15 protein-coding genes and 1 pseudogene are annotated in these 19286 nt (G+C 71.2%); 8 read left to right on the top strand and 8 right to left on the bottom strand.

Going from position 1 to position 19286, the window contains the following annotated elements; translation table 11 throughout:
• Positions 1-12 precede the first annotated feature (12 nt).
• Positions 13-1458 (top strand): MFS transporter, encoded by a 1446-nt coding sequence (locus ABZS54_RS27885; protein WP_355541764.1) that lies wholly within the window; start codon positions 13-15, stop codon positions 1456-1458.
• 163 nt (positions 1459-1621) lie between these two features.
• Here ABZS54_RS27885 and ABZS54_RS27880 read toward each other — a convergent pair whose 3' ends face one another.
• From ABZS54_RS27880 to ABZS54_RS27870, 3 genes and pseudogenes are all read right to left on the bottom strand, one after another.
• On the bottom strand, positions 1622-2185 hold the full coding sequence (locus ABZS54_RS27880; RefSeq protein ID WP_355541761.1) for a hypothetical protein: 564 nt from the start codon (positions 2183-2185) through the stop codon (positions 1622-1624).
• Positions 2186-2347: 162 nt separating this feature from the next.
• Positions 2348-2590 (bottom strand): annotated as a pseudogene (locus tag ABZS54_RS27875) (cupin domain-containing protein); the annotation flags it as partial.
• A 62-nt stretch (positions 2591-2652) separates the two neighbouring features.
• On the bottom strand, positions 2653-3771 hold the full coding sequence (locus ABZS54_RS27870; RefSeq protein WP_355541758.1) for an MBL fold metallo-hydrolase: 1119 nt from the start codon (positions 3769-3771) through the stop codon (positions 2653-2655).
• Between the two features lie 321 nt (positions 3772-4092).
• Here ABZS54_RS27870 and ABZS54_RS27865 point away from each other — a divergent pair, with 321 nt between their 5' ends.
• A complete protein-coding gene (locus tag ABZS54_RS27865; protein ID WP_355541755.1) occupies positions 4093-5538 on the top strand; it encodes an amidase family protein in 1446 nt (481 codons plus the stop codon).
• A gap of 93 nt (positions 5539-5631) precedes the next feature.
• Here ABZS54_RS27865 and ABZS54_RS27860 read toward each other — a convergent pair whose 3' ends face one another.
• From ABZS54_RS27860 to ABZS54_RS27850, 3 genes are all read right to left on the bottom strand, one after another.
• On the bottom strand, positions 5632-6498 hold the full coding sequence (locus ABZS54_RS27860; RefSeq protein ID WP_355541752.1) for an SAM-dependent methyltransferase: 867 nt from the start codon (positions 6496-6498) through the stop codon (positions 5632-5634).
• Positions 6499-6502: 4 nt separating this feature from the next.
• Positions 6503-6703 carry a hypothetical protein gene (locus tag ABZS54_RS27855; protein ID WP_355541749.1) on the bottom strand — a complete coding sequence of 67 codons (201 nt, stop codon included), beginning with the start codon at positions 6701-6703 and terminating at the stop codon, positions 6503-6505.
• Positions 6704-7174: 471 nt separating this feature from the next.
• A complete protein-coding gene (locus tag ABZS54_RS27850) occupies positions 7175-7567 on the bottom strand; it encodes a DUF2267 domain-containing protein (RefSeq protein WP_355541746.1) in 393 nt (130 codons plus the stop codon).
• Positions 7568-9482: 1915 nt separating this feature from the next.
• On the opposite strand from ABZS54_RS27850, the gene ABZS54_RS27845 reads away from it, so the two are divergent.
• Both ABZS54_RS27845 and ABZS54_RS27840 read left to right on the top strand, forming a co-directional pair.
• On the top strand, positions 9483-10919 hold the full coding sequence (locus ABZS54_RS27845) for a hypothetical protein (RefSeq protein ID WP_355541743.1): 1437 nt from the start codon (positions 9483-9485) through the stop codon (positions 10917-10919).
• 38 nt (positions 10920-10957) lie between these two features.
• Positions 10958-12970 (top strand): phosphocholine-specific phospholipase C, encoded by a 2013-nt coding sequence (locus ABZS54_RS27840; RefSeq protein ID WP_355541740.1) that lies wholly within the window; start codon positions 10958-10960, stop codon positions 12968-12970.
• Positions 12971-13039: 69 nt separating this feature from the next.
• Here the strand turns inward: ABZS54_RS27840 and glgX are convergent, their stop codons facing one another.
• Both glgX and ABZS54_RS27830 read right to left on the bottom strand, forming a co-directional pair.
• Positions 13040-15160 carry a glycogen debranching protein GlgX gene (glgX, locus tag ABZS54_RS27835; protein WP_355541737.1) on the bottom strand — a complete coding sequence of 707 codons (2121 nt, stop codon included), beginning with the start codon at positions 15158-15160 and terminating at the stop codon, positions 13040-13042.
• 152 nt (positions 15161-15312) lie between these two features.
• Entirely contained in the window at positions 15313-16047 is a 735-nt protein-coding gene (locus ABZS54_RS27830; RefSeq protein WP_355541734.1) for a rhomboid-like protein, read from the bottom strand.
• A gap of 427 nt (positions 16048-16474) precedes the next feature.
• On the opposite strand from ABZS54_RS27830, the gene ABZS54_RS27825 reads away from it, so the two are divergent.
• The 4 genes from ABZS54_RS27825 to ABZS54_RS27810 all read left to right on the top strand — a co-directional run bounded on the left by ABZS54_RS27825 (position 16475) and on the right by ABZS54_RS27810 (position 19168).
• Entirely contained in the window at positions 16475-16798 is a 324-nt protein-coding gene (locus tag ABZS54_RS27825) for an MMPL family transporter (RefSeq protein ID WP_355541731.1), read from the top strand.
• 369 nt (positions 16799-17167) lie between these two features.
• Entirely contained in the window at positions 17168-17359 is a 192-nt protein-coding gene (locus ABZS54_RS27820; protein ID WP_355541728.1) for a hypothetical protein, read from the top strand.
• Positions 17352-18329, top strand: a complete 978-nt coding sequence (locus tag ABZS54_RS27815) for a hypothetical protein (protein WP_355541725.1) — start codon at positions 17352-17354, stop codon at positions 18327-18329. Before ABZS54_RS27820 ends, ABZS54_RS27815 begins: the two co-directional genes overlap by 8 nt.
• Before the next feature lie 2 nt (positions 18330-18331).
• Entirely contained in the window at positions 18332-19168 is an 837-nt protein-coding gene (locus tag ABZS54_RS27810) for a serine/threonine-protein kinase (RefSeq protein ID WP_355541722.1), read from the top strand.
• Positions 19169-19286 lie beyond the last annotated feature (118 nt).

Below are 19286 nucleotides of genomic sequence, written 5' to 3'. Positions count from 1 at the left end.
AACGGAGTTCACGTGAAAACGATCAGCGCGGAACCGGACGAGGCGGCAGCAGGCAGCGCGGAGCGCACACCCGCGGTGCGGTGGGCGTTGGCCGGGTTGTCGTTGTCCATGCTGTTGTCCTCGCTCGGCACCAGCGTTGCCAACGTCGCCCTGCCGACCCTGGCCACCACGTTCGACGCGTCCTTCCAGGCGGTCCAGTGGATCGTCCTGGCCTACCTCCTGGCGATCACCACCGTGATCGTCGGCGTGGGGCGGCTCGGTGACATCATCGGTCGGCGCCGGCTGCTCCTGTCCGGAATCCTGCTGTTCACGGTGGCCTCGGTCCTGTGCGGCCTGGCGCCCTCGTTGTGGCTGCTGGTCGCCGCCCGGGCGGCGCAGGGCCTCGGCGCGGCCGTGATGATGGCGCTGACCATGGCGTTCGTGGGCGAGACGGTGCCCAAGGCGCGGACCGGCAGCGCCATGGGATTGCTCGGCACGATGTCCGCGATCGGCACCGCGCTCGGACCGTCCCTGGGCGGCGCGTTGATCGCCGGCCCCGGCTGGCGGGCGATCTTCCTCGCCAACGCACCGCTGGGCATCGTGACGCTGGTCCTCGCGTACCGCCACCTGCCCGCCGATCGACGCGAGGCCGGGACCGCGCGGGCCGGCTTCGACCACGTGGGCACGCTGCTGCTCGCCCTGACGCTCGCGGCGTACGCGCTTGCCATGACGATCGGGCGCGGTGACTTCGGATGGCTCAACGCCGCACTGTTGGCGGCCGCCGCCATCGGTGTCGCACTGTTCGTCCGTGCCGAGGCGAGAGCCGGCGCACCTCTCATCCGGCTGACGATGTTCAGGGACCCGGTGCTGAGCGCGAGCCTGGCCATGAGCGCGCTGGTCTCGACGGTGATGATGGCCACGCTGGTGGTCGGGCCGTTCTATCTCGCGCGCACGCTCGGACTGAAGGAGGCCCTGGTCGGGCTCGTCCTGTCGGTGGGCCCGGTCGTCGCCGCGCTGACCGGGGTGCCGGCCGGTCGCGTCGCGGACCGCTTCGGCGCACCTCGAATGACCGTCGTCGGGCTCGGCGCGATGGCTGTCGGCGCGTTCGTGTTGTCGGTGACACCTGCGTCGTTCGGCGTCGTCGGCTACCTCGCCCCGATCGTGGTCGTCACCGCGGGCTATGCGGTGTTCCAGACGGCCAACAACACCGCCGTGATGGCCGACGTCCGGCCGGACCGACGTGGTGTCGTGTCCGGAATGCTCAACCTGTCGCGCAACCTCGGGCTGATCACCGGTACGTCGGTCATGGGCGCGGTGTTCGCGCTCGCGTCGGCCGCGAACGACGTCACCACGGCGCGCGCCGGGGCCGTCGCCACCGGAATGCGGGTGACCTTCGCGGTCGCGGCGGTGCTGATCGTCGCCGCGCTTGCCATCGCGGTCGGCGGCCGGGTGCTGGTGCGGCGCATCGCGCGGGCGTGATGAGCCACCGGGGGCACCGGGACAAGGGCCACCGGATGGCGGGACACCGGGATGCCGCCAGGCCTGGTGGCTGTTGCGCAGGCTCGGGCGGCGGTGCCCCGCATACTGCTCGGGGTGCGGTGTTTCGGGCGCGGGGCGCGGGGCGTGGGCTGCCGGGTGCGTTCTAGTCGACGATGTACCACGCGTTGCCGAGGTACTGGAGGGTGTTGCTGCCGAGGTCGCTTTCGGAGAACGTGACGGTGGCGCGGACCGCTTCGGCCGGGATCTTCACCTTGTCGGGCGGGCGCACCGAGACGCGCTTCGGGTCGACCGTGGCGGTTTGCAGGGCCTTCTTCTGCGGGGCGGAGATCATTTGGAACATGACGGGGATGGTGGAGGTGCACGGGCCGAAGCCCTCGTTCTGGGCCTTCTTCGCTGCCGGGCCGGCGATCTCGCAGACCGTCGTGACGTCCTCGCGGCCGACGGCGTGCAGATACTGCTCGTAGCGTTGGATCGCCGCCTCGGTGGATGCGCCCTGTGGCGACGGCTGCGTCCCGGACGTCGCGGGCGGGCTCTGTGGTCCCGAGGCGGTCGGTGCCGGTGGCGCCGATGTCGCCGGCGTCGGGACGACCGCGCTCTGCGCGGTCGTCGGCGTCGGGGACGACGCCGAGGGCGGGGCCGAGGACTGCTTCTTCGAGGAGTCGGTGTCGTCGCATGCCGCCAACAGGATGACGGCCGATATGGTCACGCCCACGATTACCCGCACGCGATGCTCCCCTCGCTGAGATCACAGGCGCCCGATGCTACTTCGATCGGCGACGTCCGCGCCGGGGCTTTTGCCCCATCGGTGGCATCGGCGGGGGTCGATCCGCCCCGGTCGGGTCCTCCCCCGGTCGCGGCGTCAGCGGACTCACGGGGCGATGTAGGGGGGCCGGCCGGGGATCGGACTCCGGCCGCCGACGGGGCCGATCTCGACGGCCTCGAACGGGGTGGCGTCGCGGTTGGCGATGGCGAAGGGTGGGTCGGCCAAGACGATCAGGGCGCCGCCGGCGGCCACGTCCAAGGTGGCATCGTCCATGGTCGCGGTGAGTCGGCCGGAGATCGCGACGAAGATCTCCTCGCGGTCGAGGGAGTGCGGCGGCACCGAGGTGCCGGGCTCGAGGGTGCGCCGTCAGGGTTCTGACGCGCCGTCGGAAGAAGCGGAAGCGCTCGGAGTCAGGGGGTGTTGGTGAGCAGGTCCCACCAGGGGGTCGGCTGGGCCGCGATGGCGGTGTCGATGCGGTCGCCGGGGCGCGGGATGGCGAGTTGTACGTCCTTGGCCTTGGCCTCGTGCCACAGGCGGTCGACCGGTTCGGCCCACGGGTGCAGGGCCAGGTTGAAGGTCGCCCAGTGCACCGGCAGGAGCACCTTGCCGCCGAGGTCGAGGTGGGCGGTGATCGCCTCCTCCGGGTTCATGTGGATGTCGGGCCAGCTCGGGCTGTAGGCGCCGATCGGCATCAGGGTCAGGTCGAAAGGGCCGTGCGCCGCGCCGATGCGGGCATAGCCGTCGAAGTAACCCGAATCGCCCGCATAGAAGACTCGGTGTCGGGCGCCGGCGACGACCCAGGAGCCCCAGAGCGTGTCGTTGCGGCGCAGGGTGCGGCCGGAGAAGTGGCGGGCCGCGGTGGCGGTGAAGCGCAGGCCCTCGACGACGGCGTCCTCCTCCCAGTCGAGTTCGATGATTCGGGAGGCGGGGACGTTCCAGCGCTCCAGATGGGCGCCGATGCCGAGAGGGACCAGGAACGGCGCGGTCTGGGTCGCGGTGAGGGTGCGCACCGTCGCCCGGTCGAGGTGGTCGTAGTGATCGTGCGAGATGACCACCGCGTCCAGGGTCGGCAGCGCGGCCGACGGGATCGGGAGCGGGTGCAGCCGCCGCGGACCGACGAGTTGGGAGGGGGACACCCGCTCGCTCCACACCGGGTCGAAGAGCACCCGGCGGCCCTCGATCTCGACCAGGGTGGTCGCGTGGCCGTACCAGACGGCGCTCAGCCCGTTCTGGGCCGGCGGTGTGGCCGGTGCGGTGACCAGCGGCACGGGTGCGGCAGGCCGGCGCTCGCTGCGGTTGCGGAGCATCTGGCCGATGAGCTGTGGCGCGCTGCCGGCCACGACCAGGTCGGCCGGGACCGGGTTGCGGAACGCGCCGTCGTGGAACTGCGGCGATCGCCGAAAGCGGGCGAGCCGCTCGCCTTCGGCCCGACCGCCGAACTCCGCCGGGACGTCCCGCAGGGCCCATCCGGCGGCGGCCAGCGCCACTCCGCCCGCGACCAGTCGTCGAGCCGCTACGTTTCCCGCCATCCGTCCCACTCTCCTTGTGTCGTCCTCGGATCTTCAACCGACAACGGGGGTGACACGTTCCCCGAATTGCGATTCTCGTCGCGAGGGGAGCCGTGCCGGTGGGCCGGTGGGTTGTCGTGCCTGTAGTCGGGGTGCTCGTGCTGCTCGTGCTGCTCGGGGTGGTCGTGCCGGTGGGCGGGGTGCTCGGGGGAGGTCAGGGTGCTCGGGGGGCCGGGGTGCACGGGGAGGCCGGGGTGCACGGGGACGGATGTCCTTGTCATCTCTATTGCTTGACTGCATCATGCATTTGATCGATCGAGTCGAGCGAAACGAGGCACGGCTATGGACACCGGTGAACTGCTGGACGACAACGACGCGGTGGGACTGGCCGATCTCGTACGGCAGGGCACGGTCAAGCCGATCGAGATTCTCGACGCGGTGATCGCCCGGATCGAGGAGCGCGATCCTGCGCTGCGCGCGTTCGTGTCCACCCGGTTCGAGGCGGCTCGTGCCGAGGCCGAGGGGACGTTGCCCGACGGACCGCTGCGCGGCGTGCCGTTCGCGGTCAAGGACCTCGGCTGCGATGTCGCCGGCATGGTGACCACACACGGCTCACGGCTGTTCGCCGACGCGGTCGCCGAGCGCGATGGGGCACTGGCCGGCCGCTATCGCCGCGCCGGGCTGGTGATCGTCGGCAAGACGAACACCCCCGAATTCGGCAAGAACGCCAGCACCGAGCCGCTCCTGCACGGTCCGTCGCACAACCCGTGGCGGACCACCCATTCGACGGGCGGTTCCTCCGGCGGTTCGGCGGCGGCCGTCGCGGGCGGTATGTTGCCCGCCGCACACGCCAACGACGGCGGCGGCTCGATTCGCATACCGGCGGCCTGCTGCGGGCTGTTCGGGCTCAAGCCCTCGCGCGGACGTGTCCCGGACGACGACGGCCTGTCCGCGCTGGCCTACCCGCTGGCGATCGCGCACGCGGTCACCCGCACGGTCCGTGACTCCGCCGCGCTGCTCGACGTCGTCGCCGGCCCGCTCCCCGGCGACCCGTACGCCGCGCTGCCGACGCCCGCCGCCGGGTCCTTCCTGGCCGCGCTGGACACTGCGCCGGGTCGGCTGCGGATCGGCTTCGCGACCGTGAACGTGGACGGAACGGCCGCCCATCCGGCGGCCGTTCGGGCGGTCGAGCGCACGGCGACACTGCTCGCCGAGCTCGGCCATCGGGTCGAGGAGGGTGCGCCGGTGTGGGACGGTCCGGCGACCGGCCGGGCCCTCGGCCAGGTGATGGCGGCGGCCACGCACGCCCAGATCGAGGACCGACTCGCCGAACTCGGCCGCGAGTTGCGGGAGGACGACCTCGAACCGTTCACCCGGGTCATCCACGAGCACACGGCCGCGATGCGTGGCCGGGATCTGGTCCGAGCGCTGCAGACGGTGGTTCGGATCGGCCGCGAGGTGGCGCCGTTCTTCGATGATCACGACGTCTGGCTGAGCCCGACGTTGGGTGTCGCGGTACCCGAACTCGGGGTCCTGGACACGAGCAACCCGGCGAGCATGTACGCGCACGCCGCGAAGATGACCTGGTTCACGTCGGTGTTCAACGTCTCCGGACTGCCGGCGGCGAGCGTGCCGGCGGGCTTCGACGAGGCGGGCCTGCCGGTGGCGATCCAACTCACCGGCCGGCTGGGGGCAGAGGCGGAACTCCTGCGGATCGCGGCGCAATTGGAGGAGGCCGCGCCGTGGCCGGGGCAGGCGCCGTGGCCGACCGGGGTGACCGGCGGTTGAGTGCGGCGGCAGGTGTCGGGTTGTCGGGCCCGCCGACCCGCGCGCGTGGTCGAGGAGCCGGATCGGCGGTGCCGAGCGGTTGCGTCGGCCGGCTCAGCGCCGGATGCCGACCCCGCCGTAACCCCACACGTTCTCGACGGCGTCCAGGGCATCCTCGGGCTCGTTGTCCGGGTTCCAGTGTGGGCGGATGCCGGGTGGTTCGACCAGCTCGAAGCCGTCGAAGAAGGCCAGTACCCGATCGTAGCCGCGCATGGTCATCTCGGCGGAGGCGTTCTTCCAGCCGGCCGCTCCCGCCTGGCCGCGTGCGGGGTCGGCATCCGAGGAGGCGTGCGACAGGATGAGCATGCTGCCCGGTGCGAGGGCGTCGCGCAGCGTCGCGACGATCTCGGCCGGGTTCTCCTCGTCCTTGATGAAGTGCAGGATGGCGACCAGCATCACCGCGACCGGCTCGGCGAAGTCGATCACCTCCAGCACCTCGGGTGCGGTCAGGATGGCCTTCGGGTCGCGCAGGTCGGCCTGGGTGAAGGTGGTCCGTCCCGGGTCGCCGTCGGTCATCAGGGCCCGACCGTGCACGAGCACGATCGGGTCGTTGTCCACGTACGCCACCCGTGCGTCCGGCGCGACCTGGTGGGCCGCCTCATGGGTGTTGCCGCCGGTGGGGATGCCGGTCCCGATGTCCAGGAACTGGCGGATGCCGCGCCGTGCGGCGTATCGCACGCTGCGCCGAAGGAAGAGCCGGTTGAGCCGGAGCGTGGTGGGCAGGTCCGGGATGGCGGCCAGGATGTGCTCGGCCGCCGCGCGGTCCACGGCGAAGTTGGTCTTGCCGCCCAGCAGATAGTCGTAGATCCGCGCGGTGTGCGGGATGCTCGTATCGATCCGGGTCGAGACGGATTCCGCCTCGACCTCGCCCGGGCGCGGCAGCCGCCAAGCGTCCTCGTCGCTGTTCGATATCGACGTCACGGGCTCACCCTTCGGACAACCACTTCCACGGACCCGCCGAGACTACTGCGGCCGGCGGCAGTTCGGTCCACCGCGCGGCGAATTGGTCGGCACCGCTGCCCGTCGCTCGTCGGGAACGCTCCCCGCTCGACGGCTTGTTCAGGAAATCGTCGACCACGCCGGTGTTCTGCTGGGGTTGGCCGCCTTCGGCGTCGACCTCTCGCATGGCGACCCACCTCCGACACCTCACGCGGTTCGCGGCGGCCCGCATGCTCCGCCGGCCGCCGACCCCGGTGCGCGGGTTTCGCGCCGGATACTGCGGCGGCGGCCCAGCGGGACGTAGGCATGGCTGCGCTCGTGGCCTGCCGGGACCGTCAAGCTCGGGCCGGCCGACTTGCTGCGGTGTGCCGCCGGGGCCGGGGGATCGACGCAGGGCCGGACACCGATAACGCGGCGACCCGGGTCGCGGCCCGGATCGACGGGATCTTCGCGCGGCCGGCGACCGATTCGAACTTGGCGCCGTGTGAGCAGCGCCGATGCTCCGGTTGCTGCCTACTCGGTTCCCGCGCGTCGAACCGTGCTGAGCGTCGAACAGCTCCGACCTGCGGCCCGATGCGGGGCCTTACGGAGCCGGGCCCGCCGGGCGCCTGGCCCCGGACCGCTTTTCGGTGGTCCGCCGCTTTCCCTCCCCGGCGGGTCAGCGTCGCGGGCGGCCGAAAAGGAGGTCGTAGCCCGGCGGCAGTTGTAGGAGCAGGCGGTTCATCAGGTTGTCGTCGGTGGCGTCGGCCACGACGCTGAGTACCGCTCCGACGTCCCATTTCGCGGTTTCGTCGGTGGCACCCTCGATCCACGCACCGGTGGCCCGGACGAACCGGTCGGCGCTGAGCGGTTCGTGCGCGGGGAGCGGGTTGAGCAGCACGAGGGCGCAGGTCTCGGGGAGCCGGGCGGCCAGTTCGGCGCTTTCGCCACCGACCAGGTGCGCACCCAGGAGGGCGAGGACGACCCGGACGGCTCGTTCCGCCTCCTGGGGGGAGGAGTATTCGCCCCGCTCCTGGACTGCCGCGAGAAAGGATTCCCATCGCATCGGCATCTGTATCGGCCCTTCTTCCGTCTTCCATTGAAGGCGATCGGGGCGGGCGCGGGCGGGGGCGGCCTCGATCGGAGGGCGGGCGGCGTGCCGGTGCGGCGACCGGGACAGGCAGCCTCGGGACGCCGATATGGCGGACCGCGCCGACCTCTGCGCCGGTGAGGGCCCGTCGTGCTCCGGTGCCGCGCGTTTACCGAAACCGCGCGCCATTTGTCCGGGGCCACGGAGCGGGCCCGTGCGCATGAGGTGCTTCCCACCTTATAACTCTCCGTAGGAGACTTGACAAGCCAAGGCTCAGGTGGAGCAGGCCGGCGGGAAGTACTCGCGCCGTAAGTGTTGTGCGGATCGGGACGCCACGGCTCGAAAACACAGTTCACGCTCACGTATTTCACGTAGGACTTCGAGGCCCGCCGGTCACCATCCCACGGGCTGCGACGGATCCACGCAGGCCCTGGCCCCGTCATTTCGGCGGCCGCGTGGGCGATAGGCCGGTTCGGCGCCCGGCGCCCGTACATGTTCTCGATCGCCACCTTCGCCGTCGGCTCCATCCTTGCCGGGCTCGCCTGGTCGGCCGAGTCGTTGATCGCTCAACCCGTCGGCGCGGGTCTGCCGGTGCTGCGCATCCCGGGAGCGGGGGTCACGGCTGTGTGGGTTGGACTCGTCGCCCTGTGTTTCGGTAGCCGACGGCAGTCGACTGCGATAGGGCCGAGCGGGGCCGGCCTCGCGTCCCGGGAAATGGGGATATCGGCGGCACCGTCGGCGGGGCGATGCACATCGGCCGTCCACGCTCGGTCGGCCGTTCCGGCGGGCGGTCCAGCGGACTCGCGGCTGGGGCGGCCGCCGGGAGTTCGTTGCCGGGGTCAGGTGTGACCGGTCGGTGCTCTTCGCGGCGCTGTCGGTCGCGCCGGTAGGCGCACCGTATGCCCACCTGCTGCTTCCCTGCCGAGGGGGCGCGCCCACCCGGTGGAGCCGAGCAACTCGGCGAAGCACCGGGTGCGCGTCGTGCCCGGCACCACCGGCCGGGTATCGCGCCGGGAGGTGATCGGACCATCCGTGTGCGGCACCGCGACTGCGTGACGCTCGGTCTCGCGCGAGTCTCCGTAATGGTTGGCGAGTTCGCCCTCCGACGGGGGTCGGCCGCCCGAACCTCGGATACCGGTCGTGATCGCCTCGCGTACGTGCGCCGCGATCTGTCGACGACGTGGGCACCGACTCCCTGCCCGGTCCGCCGGATTCGTCATCGCCCGGGCCCTTCGCCGTGGTCCTCCCGCCGAGGGCGGTCGCGAGCGGCCGACCAGCTGTCGGGGTCCTCGTCCGGGTGCGCCGGCTCTTCCCGTGAAGCTTGCCCGCCGGTGCACGTGCGTTCACGCTCCGGACATCGGGTGCCGGCCTACTGAGCCGAGTTGTACAGACAACTCGACTTCCGCCTGGAGCATTTCCGTGCCGACCTCCCGTGGCCGCAGCACCTCGATCGCCGTCGGCCCCGCCCCGGTCATGACCCCAGGTCCCGAGTCCGCCACCACGTCGAACAGCCGGGCGCGGAACGGCCGGGCACCGAACACTCGCGACCGAAACCCTCTCGGCCGCCCGTCTCGTCGCGTGCCGGGCACGCCCGAAGCGCCGGCGCCACCCGGCTCGCACCTCGCCGCCACGCGTCCGAGCGCGCATGCGCTCACGCGGCCAAGCAACCAAGCGGCCACGCGCCCGCCTACCCGTGTGCCCCCTACACCCCTGCTCCGGGAGCACCCGCCCTGATGCCCCAGCGGCGGCATCATGCGCCGCCTGATTCACCCCACAGCCGCCGGCGCCGCGATCCGGCTTCCGACTCGGCTGCCACATGTCCCTGCCCACGGCGCCGCCGATACCTGCGTCGCCGACACCTGCGCCACCACCCCTGTTCCGGAAAGGAATTGACGATATGTCAGGGAGTTCGCTCACTCTTCTGCGTCCCACTGTGCCGAAGGAGGGTGATCAGCTGACCTTTCGGTTCGCTACCGATGCGCCGCACGCGAAGAACTGGGTGGGGGTGTACGACGGGGCTCGGCAGCCGGGCGACGGGGGGTCGTTGGCCTGGAAGTACGTCACCACCGCCGACGGCGAGGTGACCATCGAGACGCAGGGGCTCACGGACGGGCCCTACACGGCCTACCTGTTGGCCAAGGACGGCTACGCGATCCTCGCGCAGACCGCGCCGTTCGGTTTCGCGGTGCGGGCCGTGCCGCCCCGGCCCCGGTTCGCGGTGGACACCGTCACCGGCGCGGCCGTCGCCCCGGGGGAGACCTCGACCGTGCGCCTGGCCGGGCTGTGGACCGCGTCGAACGGGCAACAGTCCGGCCAGGGCGTCACCTTCCGCGCCCGAGGCGGCGACGGATGGCTCGGGGTAGGTGCCGACGGCGTCGTCACCGCCAGGGCCCCGCGCGGCGGCGCGCGACGACCGGGCGTAATCGTGGTCGAGGGCCGCGACGGCGCGACCGGTGCCACGTCGCAGCTCACGGTGCAGGTACCGGTCCGGCGCAACGCGCGCAGCGCCACGCTCAAGGTCGCCGGCCTCGACGCCTGGGATGCGGGCAAGCACGTGGACGGCGCGGTGACCAAGTTGCTGCGACTCGCACTGACCCAGGATCTGGACGTGCTGGCGTTGCAGGACACCGGCGGTTCCCTGGGCAAGTCGGTGGCCGAGGCGCTCGGTTGGGCGGTGTACGAGGACCCGGCCGGGCTCGCGCTGATCAGCCGGCACCCGCTCACCGACCCGCGCCCCGCGAGCGCCGAGCTGCCGGCGGTCGCGGCCACCGTGCGGGCGCCCGGAGTGCGGGCCGTCCGGGTGTGGACCGCGCGCCTGGACGAGGGGGACTACGGGCCGACCGCGATTCGCCGAGGCCGTACGCCCGCGCAGGCCGAGGCGGCCGAGCGGGCGAGCCTGCGCTACCGCCAAGCCCAGACGCTGGTCGCGGCGATGGCGCCGGACCTGAGCGCTGCCCGGGACACCCCGGTGCTGCTCGCCGGCGCCCTCGCCTCGCCCTCGCACCTGGACTGGACCGCCCGCACCGCCGGCGCCCACGGCACGTCCGGGCCGGTTCGCTGGCCGGTCACCCAACTGCTCGAACAGGCCCGATTGGCCGATGTGTTCCGCGACCGGCACCACGACCCGGCCCGCGAGCCCGGCAACACCTGGTCGCCGGTGGACCCGTCCCAGCCACAGGACCGGATCGACGCGCTGCACACCGCCGGACCGCTGTCCGCCGAGGAGGCGCACAGCCTGGTCACCGGCTGGCCCAAGCCGATCCCGGGCACCGCCGGAAACGGCTGGCCCAGCGACCACGCCGCCGCCGTCGCCACCTTCACGCTGCGCGCCTGACTCCCCATCACCTCCCCTCCTCGAAAGGTCGGTTCGTCATGACCGAGTTCAGCCGCCGCTCCTTCGTGGGCGCCTCCGCCGCCGTCGGCGCGGCCGGCGCGGTGGGCCTCACCGCGACCTCCGCCCACGCGGACCCGGCACCGGACCCCGCCGCGGACGCCGCCCGCCGCCCGAAGCCCGGCAGTATCAAGGACGTTCGGCACGTGGTGATCCTGATGCAGGAGAACCGCAGCTTCGACCACTACTTCGGCACCCTCGCAGGCGTGCGCGGGTTCGCCGACCGCCAGGGGCTGGTGCTGCCGGGGGGCGACGACGTGTTTCGTCAGCCACACCCCGGCCGCACCGACGGTGGCTACCTGCTGCCGTATCGGATGGACTCCACCAAGTACAACGCGCAGAACGCCGGCGGCCTCCCGCACGACTGGAGCACCGGCCACACCGCGGTCAACAACGGCGCGCAGAACCGCTGGGTCGCGGCCAAGGGCGAGCGCTCGATGGGCTACTTCAACCGCGAGGACATCCCTTACCAGTACGCCCTCGCCGACGCGTTCACCGTGTGCGACGCCTACTTCACCTCGCTCAACGGCCCCACCGACCCGAACCGGCTCTACCTGTGGTCGGGCACCGCCGGACCCGGCCGGGACGGGACCACCGGTCCGTGGATCGACAACACACCCGTCACCGACAATCCGGTCGCCGACTGGACCACCTACGCCGAGCGGCTGTCCGCCGCCGGGGTGAGCTGGCGCGTCTACCACAACCCGAGCAAGGACGAGCGCTACGGCGACTACGACGACAACGGCCTGTCCTACTTCAAGCAGTTCCACAACTTCCCCAAGGACGACCCGCGTTACATCAACGCGATGACCAAGTGGGACCTGACCGCGTTCGACGCGCACTGCAAGGACGGCACGCTGCCCACCGTCTCCTGGCTGGTCGCGCCCTATCTGTTCTGCGAACACCCCGATGCCGGACCCAACTACGGTGCGCACTGGGTGAACACCGCGATGCAGTCGATGTTCGCCAACCCCGAGGTGTGGAAGCACACCGTGTTCCTGTTGATGTACGACGAGAACGACGGCTACTTCGACCACGTGGTGCCGCCGATGCCCGAGCCGGGCACCCCCGAGGAGTTCGTCGGGGGCCGGCCGATCGGCCTCGGCTCGCGCGTACCGCTGTGGATCGCCTCGCCTTGGAGCCGCGGCGGGCATGTCAACTCCCAGGTGGCCGACCACACTTCGGTGCTGCGCTTCCTGGAGACGGTGACCGGGGTGAACGAACCCAACATCTCCGCGTGGCGTCGCGCGGTCTGCGGTGACCTCACCTCGTGCTTCGACTTCGCCCGGCCCGACTACACGATCCCGGCCCTGCCCGACACCAACCCGCTGATCGCCAAGGCGGATGCGGCCAAGGCGCTGCCCGGCGTCAAGCTCCCGGCGCCCGGTGCCCAACAGGTACCCACCCAGGAACCCGGCTACCGACCGCACCGGCCGCTGCCGTACCGCCCCTGGGCGGATGTCACCGTCGACCGCAAGACCGGCCGGGTGGAGTGCACGCTGGCCAATGAGGGCACGGTGACCTACCACTTCACCGTGTTCCCCAACATCGTGCTCCCGTTCGCGGGCACCCCGTTCACCGTGGCCCCGGGCAAGAGCGCGACCTACGTGTGGGACGCCGCCGGCACCGACGGCGCCTACGACTTCAGCGTGCACGGCGCGGACGGCTTCGTCCGGCGCTTCGCCGGCACCGTGGTCCGCGATCCGCAGCGCGACGTCGCCCTTCCCTCGGTCCGGGCCACGCTGAGCGGCCGCCGGCCCGACGCGGCCCGGGTGGAGTTGCGGTTGGGCAACGACGGCGACACCGACGTGCGCTTCACCGTCACGCCGAACGACTTCGGTGGAACGGCCCGCGAGCAGTGGATCGGCGCCCGGGACCGGGACACCGTGATGTGGCCGACCGACGAGCACGGTCGGTACGACATCACGGTCGCGGCGGCGGACGGGTTCACCCGCCGCTACGCCGGTACGGTCCACCCGTCGAACCGAGACTGATCGGCGAACGGCCCGCGGTGCCTCGTCCTGGGATGTGCGGACGGCGAGGCACCGCGGACGGCCGGGCGCTCACTTCGGGCGGCGGCGCCGGATCAACACCAGGGCGCTGTGTGCCCGGATCGCGCGGATGCTGCCCGCCTTGACCTCCACCTCGTCGGCACCGTCCGGGTCGTTGGTGTCCACCGCGACGTGCCAGATGTCGCCGTGGTCACGCAGGACCGGAATGCGTACGTCGATGTCGTCGTAGTGGGCGTTGAGCACGAACAGGAACGAGTCGTCGACGATCGGGCCTCCTCGGGAATCCCGTTCGGAGATGGCGTCCCCGTTGAGGAAGACCACCACGGAGCGGGCGTTGGGGCGATCCCAGTCCTTGCCGGTCATCTTCGCGCCGTCCGGGCGGAACCACACCAGGTCGGCCGGACCGTCCGTGCCGTCGCCGCGGAAGAAGCGCCGGCGACGCAGCACGGGGTGTTCGGCGCGGAGCCGGACCAGCCTGCGGGTGAACTCCAGGAGATCCCGTCGGGCCGGGTCGGCGGTGGCCCGGGCCCAGTCCATCCAGGCGATCTCGTTGTCCTGGCAGTACACGTTGTTGTTGCCGTGCTGGGTGCGGCCGAGTTCGTCGCCGTGCGAGAGCATCGGCACGCCCTGCGCGACGAACAGGGTCGTGAGCAGGTTGCGTTGCCGGCGCTCGCGCAGCGCGTGCACGCTCGGGTCGTCGGTGTCGCCCTCGACGCCGGAGTTCCACGAGCGGTTGTCCTCGGCGCCGTCACGGCTCGCCTCGCCGTTGGCCTCGTTGCGCTTGTTGTTGTACGACACCAGGTCGCGCAGGGTGAAGCCGTCGTGTGCGGTGACGAAGTTGACGCCTGCCAGCGGCCTGCGGTGCTCGCTCGCGTACAGGTCGGAGGAGCCGGTCAGGCGGGCCGCGAACTCGGGCAGCACGCCGTCCGTGCCGCGCCAGAAGTCGCGTACGCCGTCCCGGAACTTGCCGTTCCACTCGCTCCACAGCGGCGGGAAGTTGCCCACCTGGTAGCCGCCTACGCCCAGGTCCCACGGCTCGGCGATCAGCTTGACCCGGCTGACCACCGGATCCTGCTGGACCAGGTCGAAAAACGCGGAGAGCCGGTCCACCTCGTGGAACTGCCGGGCCAGGGTGGCCGCCAGATCGAAACGGAAGCCGTCGACGTGCATGTCGGTGACCCAGTGGCGCAGCGAGTCCATGATCAGCTGGAGCACGTTGGGGTGCCGCATCAGCAGGCTGTTCCCGGTGCCGGTGGTGTCGTAGTAGTGCGCCGGGTCGTCGTCCACCAGGCGGTAGTACGAGGCGTTGTCGATGCCGCGGAAGGAGAGCGTGGGACCCAACTCGTTGCCCTCGGCGGTGTGGTTGTAGACGACGTCGAGGATGACCTCGATTCCGGCCGCGTGCAGGGCCTTGACCATCGCCTTGAACTCGGTCACCTGTTCGCCGCGGGTTCCGGAGGAGGAGTAGGCGTTGTGCGGGGCGAGGAAGCCGATGGTGTTGTAGCCCCAGTAGTTCGACAACCCTCGGTCGAGCAACGATCCGTCGTGGACGAACTGGTGTACCGGCATCAGCTCGATCGCGGTGACGCCGAGCGCGGTCAGGTGCTCGATCACGGCGGGATGGGCGAGGCCGGCGTAGGTGCCGCGCTGGTGTTCGGGGACGTCGGGGTGGATGCGGGTCATGCCCTTGACGTGCGCCTCGTAGATCACCGTCTCGTGGTAGGGGCGGTTCGGACTGCGGTCGTCCCCCCAGTCGAAGGTCGAGTCGGTGACCACCGACAGCATGGTGTGGCCCAGGTTGTCCGACGTGTTCTGCTGGTCCCGCGCCTCGGGGTGGTAGTCGAGCAGCGACAGGTCACCATCGGTGTTGCCGTCGATCGCCTTGGCGTAGGGGTCGATCAGGATCTTCGCGGGATTGCAGCGATGTCCCCGGTCGGGATCGTGCGGGCCGTGCACGCGGTACCCGTAGCGCGTACGCGGTCCGACGCCGGGCAGGTAGCCGTGCCACACGAAGCCGTCCACCTCGGGCAGCCGCACCCGCTGCTCGGTGCCGTCTTCGCCGATCAGCGCGACCTCGACGCGTTCGGCGACCTCGGAGAACACCGCGAAGTTGGTGCCCGAGCCGTCGAAGGTGGCGCCGAGGGGATGGGAGCTGCCATTCCATGCCTGCATGACGTGACACTAACCGGTCATATCGGGCGAAAATCCGACCATCGACATACGCGATGTCGTGTCTCGTTGCGACTTCGAGACTGCGGTGTGCGCATGAAGCGGCTTTTGTGTGGGGCCGAGCGGCGAAGGCTCCCGGGTGCGTGTCGGGAGGGTCATCGCCCGTTCGGTGAGCTGCCGGGTGTCTTCGGGGTGGATGTCGCCTCGACCGGGCCGGCGGCGGGGCGAGGGCCTTTTGCCGGCGCCGGCTGCGGTGCGGGATCCGGCAGCCCGATCCGTGGACGTACCGTGCGCCACCACGCACCCGAGTCCCACTTCGGCCGCCCCCGCGTCAACCGCCGGCAGCACAGCCCGATCAACACCGCGCTCAGATGTCCGGTCGCGGTGAAGTCCCGATGCACGAACATCGGCAGGCCGACGTACAGGGCCAGGCCCGCCAGATAGGGCCATCGCCACGGCCCGGCGATCCGGTAGCAGAGCACCCCCGCGATGGCCATGTACCCGTAACTGGGGCCGACGTCCAACTGAAAGCGCGCACTGCGCGCCAGAGTCCCGTCGTGGACCTGCGCCAGAACGATCGCCTGGCTGACGCAGGTGGCGCCCACGTGCCCGAGTGCGGTGATGGCCAGCCACCGCCGAGTCCCCAGCCACCGCTCGGCGACCGCGCACAGCACGGTGAACATCACCGTGAATTTGAGCAGGTGCAAACCCTGGTCCCATACGGCGCTGGCCACGAACACCCGCAGCGGCGCGGTGTCGAGGTTGTGCAGATTCGTGCTCTGTCGGCGGAGGAAGGCGATGCGCTCGTCGGCGGTCAGGCGCATGTACAGGTCGGCTGTCGTCACATAGAGGATCAGCAGCCAGATATAGGTACCGGGGGCGGAGACCATCCAGTCACGGACCGCACCGAGGGCTCGCCGTGTCGACTCCGGGCTGGGCACGAGCAATGGTCTTCCCATCGAAGGCAGGCGTTCGCCCCGATACAACCACGAGGACCACGCCGACCGAATGCGGCCCCCACCGCAGGCCGGCCCCTCGATCGCCCGATACCGAGCGGCCCCGACTCCTCCGTCAGCCCCGATCCCGTACTGATGCGCGGCGTTGGGCGGGCTGTCGTGATGGGGGATCGATGCGGCGGGCCGCCAGGAGGGGTCCGGCCCTGGGACGGACCTGCGGGGGGATGGCATCTCCCCGGGTCGATGGGCGGCACGGTGTGGTGCGCGGCCACAGCCCCAGAGGTGGGATTCGTCGGTTCGACGGCGACTGTGGGGTTCGTCGGCGCGCCGTTGAGGACTTCAGTGGGGTGAAAGGGGCAAAATGGGTGAGATTGCGATGCGTCGGTGTGCGGCGGCGCTGATCATGTTCGCGATCTTCGTGGCGTTCATGTTCACCGACGACCCGACCATCAAGACGATCGGCTTCGGCTTCGCGGTCGGTGTCTTCCTGGACGCCTTCGTGGTCCGGCTGACCCTGGTCCCGGCGACGATGGCGATCATCCGCGCCAAGCTCTGGTACCACCCCCAGTGGTTCGCCAAGTACGTCCCCGACCCGGACATCGAGGGCAAACACCTGGAGGAACGCCTGACTGACAGCACACCCGGCGCCGGCAGCACACGCGCCGCCGGCGCCGGGTCGCACTGACGCTCGCGACCCGCGGCACCCGGCGAGGGCCCCGGCGCAACGCCCGCAGGACGTACCGGCCTGCTTCGAACCGGGTCGGCACCACCACCACCATCACCGACAAGCCGGGCAGCCGCCGGAGTTGCTCGATCGCGGTCTGCCCGTCCGCACCCGGCATCCGCATTTCGATCCGGTCATCGAGATCACGTGTGTCCGGATCCGCCGACCGACGCCCCCGGCCGGCCCTTCGCCGGCAGTGCCTTCGGCGCGACCGGACGAGGCCGCCCGCCTCTTTTTGCCAAGCAGGTGCAACTGATGTGGCCCATCCGGGCGTTGATGAAGATGACGTACCGTTTCGGGTTCGTCGGACACCCACAGTCAGGAGAGGTCATGCCCGGTCCCTTGATTCTCGGCCGCAGGGCCCCCGTCCCCACCCGAGGTGCGCCCGCACTGCCCCGCCATCACTACGACCCCGATCTGTGCGTCAACGTCACCCCGGGCGGCACGCTGCTGATCCACGCGGTCGACTCGGGCACCTACACCGGAACGCAGGAGCCCAGGGGATACAAGAAGGATGACTGATCACGACGCGAGCGTCGTGATCGTGGCCACCGAGGAGGACCTGACCGCCGACATGGTGGCGGCGCACCTCCTCGGCGGCCCGGTGGCCCTGCTCCGGCTGGACCCGGGCCGGCTGCGTGAACGCCCGCTGGTCACCGGCCGGTTCGCCGGTGGGCGCTGGCACACCGTGCTGACCTCGGGGCGGGCGACGGTGACCCTGGACGAGCGCTGTGCGGTCTACTGGCGCAAGCCCACCCGCCCGGACGCACTGGCCACCGCCGAGGAACGCTGGCGCGCGGACGAGAACACCACGGCGCTGCTGGGCCTGTTGCGCGCACACCCGTTGAAGGTGTGGATCGACGACCCCACCGTCGTGGCGGCCTCGCTGCACAAGCCCACCCAATTGGCGGCCGCCGCGCGCAACGGTTTCGCCGTGCCCGACACGCTGTTCACCAGCGATCCGCAGGCGGCCCGCGCGTTCATCGCCGCACACCGGGACAAGGTCGTGGTCAAGGCGCTCACCCAGCGGCACACCACCTTCATCCCGACCACGCGCATCCACCTCTCGGACGATCTGACGGGCATCGCCGGCACCCTGCACTACCTGCAAGCCCTGGTCGAGGACCGGCTGTTCGATGCCCGGGTGACCGTCGTGGACGATCGGGTGTTCGCCGCCGCGATCAGGACGAACGGCGCGCTCGACTGGCGGGCCGTCCCGCAGGAGGCGGCCGAGTACCGGGCGATCGACCCGCCGGCGGAGATCGCGAGGGCGTGCGTCGAGCACGTGCGCGACCTGAGGTTGACCTACGCCGCGCTGGACTTCGTGGTCACCTCGGCCGGCTGGACCTACCTGGAGACCAACTGCGTGGGCGAGTTCGGTTGGATCGAGAGTGCGACCGGCCTGCCGATCTCGGCACGGCTCGCCCGAGTCCTGTGCGAGGGCCCGGCCCGGCGCAGGGCCGTCGTGTCCTGCGCGTCCGCCAGAATGTGAGAATGGATCCGCTGCTCGTCGCCGCGTTGGAGACCCTCGGCATCGCCGACGCGCCCCGCCCGCTGACTTCGCATCACACCCACGCCTGGCGGGCCGGAGGGTGGCGGATCAAAACGGCCGAGCGGCCTGTCGACGTCGCCTCGCTGCACCACGAGGCCCGCGCGTTGACCATCCTGCGCGAGCAGGGCCTGTACCCGGTCGGTGGCGCACACGGGCACGTCGGCGACGGCGTGTGGACGGCGGTCGAGTGGCGTCCGGGGATGACCCTGTGGCGCTGGTGCGAGTCGGCCCGCCGCGCCGGCCCCGGTCTCGCGGACCGGTTGCCCGCGCTGGCCCGGCGGGCGTTCGCGGCGCTGGCGCGGCTGCACACGGTGGGTTGGCACCACGGGGACATTCAGCCGATGAATATCCTGGTCACCCCGGGCGGCGGCATCGAGTTCATCGACCACGATCTGACCCATCACCCGGATCTGCTTCCGCTGCCGGTTCCCTACCGGGGCGGGATGGATCTGACCACGGCTCCCGAGATCGCCCGGCAACTCCTGGACACCGGGCCCGGACACCATGTGCGCCTCACCGACGTCGCCGAGGTGTACAGCCTGGGCGCCTCCTTCCGTGCGGCGTGGACCGGCAGCGCGCCGGCCACCGACCGGGCGATCGGGGGGCGGATCGGCGCCGCCGACATCCTGGAGGACATCGCCACCGGCCGGCACCGTCCCCCGCTGGCCGCCGTGCGCCCGTGGCCGGACCCCGATCTGGAGGATCTCCTGGAGGCGACGATGTCACTGGACCCGACGGACCGGGCCGTGGTGCGCCCGGCGTCGCCGTATCGGTGTTGAACGGCCCGTCGCACGCCCGGTGTTCGCCACCGTCGAACGCGCGACGGGCGCCCGCCGCCGCGTCGCGGGACGCGAGGGTCGGGCGCCCGTCGGCTGCCTGCCTGCTCACCGGCGACTG

The sequence above is a fragment of the Embleya sp. NPDC005575 genome, assembly GCF_040605455.1.
GTDB lineage: Bacteria > Actinomycetota > Actinomycetes > Streptomycetales > Streptomycetaceae > Embleya.
The sequence above is the reverse complement of the archived record's forward strand: the minus strand, read 5'-3'. Positions and strand labels throughout refer to the sequence as shown.

What these genes read in the sequence shown, in the direction of transcription:
- ABZS54_RS27865 (WP_355541755.1), top strand. Translation starts at nt 4,093, where the DNA reads ATGGACACCGGTGAACTGCTGGACGACAACGACGCGGTGGGACTGGCC.
- ABZS54_RS27825 (WP_355541731.1), top strand. Translation starts at nt 16,475, where the DNA reads ATGGGTGAGATTGCGATGCGTCGGTGTGCGGCGGCGCTGATCATGTTC.
- ABZS54_RS27810 (WP_355541722.1), top strand. Translation starts at nt 18,332, where the DNA reads ATGGATCCGCTGCTCGTCGCCGCGTTGGAGACCCTCGGCATCGCCGAC.
- ABZS54_RS27845 (WP_355541743.1), top strand. Translation starts at nt 9,483, where the DNA reads ATGTCAGGGAGTTCGCTCACTCTTCTGCGTCCCACTGTGCCGAAGGAG.
- ABZS54_RS27830 (WP_355541734.1), bottom strand. Translation starts at nt 16,047, where the DNA reads ATGGTCTCCGCCCCCGGTACCTATATCTGGCTGCTGATCCTCTATGTG.
- ABZS54_RS27840 (WP_355541740.1), top strand. Translation starts at nt 10,958, where the DNA reads ATGACCGAGTTCAGCCGCCGCTCCTTCGTGGGCGCCTCCGCCGCCGTC.
- ABZS54_RS27850 (WP_355541746.1), bottom strand. Translation starts at nt 7,567, where the DNA reads ATGCCGATGCGATGGGAATCCTTTCTCGCGGCAGTCCAGGAGCGGGGC.
- ABZS54_RS27870 (WP_355541758.1), bottom strand. Translation starts at nt 3,771, where the DNA reads ATGGCGGGAAACGTAGCGGCTCGACGACTGGTCGCGGGCGGAGTGGCG.
- ABZS54_RS27855 (WP_355541749.1), bottom strand. Translation starts at nt 6,703, where the DNA reads ATGCGAGAGGTCGACGCCGAAGGCGGCCAACCCCAGCAGAACACCGGC.
- ABZS54_RS27820 (WP_355541728.1), top strand. Translation starts at nt 17,168, where the DNA reads ATGCCCGGTCCCTTGATTCTCGGCCGCAGGGCCCCCGTCCCCACCCGA.
- ABZS54_RS27815 (WP_355541725.1), top strand. Translation starts at nt 17,352, where the DNA reads ATGACTGATCACGACGCGAGCGTCGTGATCGTGGCCACCGAGGAGGAC.
- glgX (WP_355541737.1), bottom strand. Translation starts at nt 15,160, where the DNA reads ATGCAGGCATGGAATGGCAGCTCCCATCCCCTCGGCGCCACCTTCGAC.